This window comes from Actinomadura bangladeshensis (genome assembly GCF_004348335.1).
In the GTDB taxonomy this organism is placed as follows: Bacteria; Actinomycetota; Actinomycetes; order Streptosporangiales; family Streptosporangiaceae; genus Spirillospora; species Spirillospora bangladeshensis.
Genome location: NZ_SMJW01000581.1, coordinates 1 through 760, shown reverse-complemented (window position 1 = coordinate 760; position 760 = coordinate 1). Strand labels below are relative to the sequence as shown.

1 protein-coding gene is annotated in these 760 nt (G+C 74.1%); it reads right to left on the bottom strand.

The genetic code is table 11. The features are described from left to right. Window positions 1–85 precede the first annotated feature (85 nt). The gene (locus E1284_RS40975) at window positions 86–757 is read right to left on the bottom strand and encodes an IclR family transcriptional regulator (RefSeq protein WP_243715078.1); all 672 of its coding nucleotides are present in this window, start codon (window positions 755–757) and stop codon (window positions 86–88) included. Between the last annotated feature and the right edge of the window lie 3 nt (window positions 758–760).

The window sequence follows — 760 nt, the reverse complement described above, 5'->3', positions numbered from 1 at the left end:
CCACCACACCACCCGAACGCCACCCCCTACCCCTGCCTTTCGACAGCATCGCCCTGATCAGACGGCCTGGAGGCACCGATGCGTCCTACCGGGGTGCGGGGCGGCGGCCGGTCAGGCGGGTGGTGAGAGTGGTCGCGGTGGCCTGGATGCGGGCCGCCAAGCGCGGCCAGGTCTCGGGGGAGTGGTCTTCGCGGCGGAAGGTGACCGTTATCGCGGCCGTGGGGTGGCCGGTGTGGTCGAAGGCGCAGGCGGCGATGCTGGTGAAGCCCTCGGTGATGTGGCCGTCCTCGACCGACCATCCGCGGCGGGCGTCGCCGGCGAGGGTGCGGCGCAGTTCGCGCAGGGACGTGGGGCCGAGGCCCGTCCGGTTCACGAAGCGGCCCGGGAACAGGGCGCGCACCTGCGCGGGCGGCAGGTGCGCGAGGAGGGACAGGCCGCTCGCGGTCAGGTGGGCGGGCATGCGGACGCCCACGTCGGTGACCAGGGTGGCGTGCCGGCGCGGCTGCTCCTTGAGGAGGTAGAGGGTCTCGGCGCCGTGCAGGACGCCCAGCTGGGCGATCTCGCCGGTCTGGTCGACCAGGCGGCGGAGCAGGGGGCGGGCCAGGCGTTCCAGGGGTTCGTGGCGCAGGTAGGCGGAGCCGATCTCGAAGGCCGCCACGCCCAGGCCCCAGCGCCGCTCCTCCGGGATGGAGGTGACGAAGCCGTCCTCCGCCATGGCGGTGAGCAGGTGGTACGTGCTGGAGCGGGGGAGGTCCAGGGC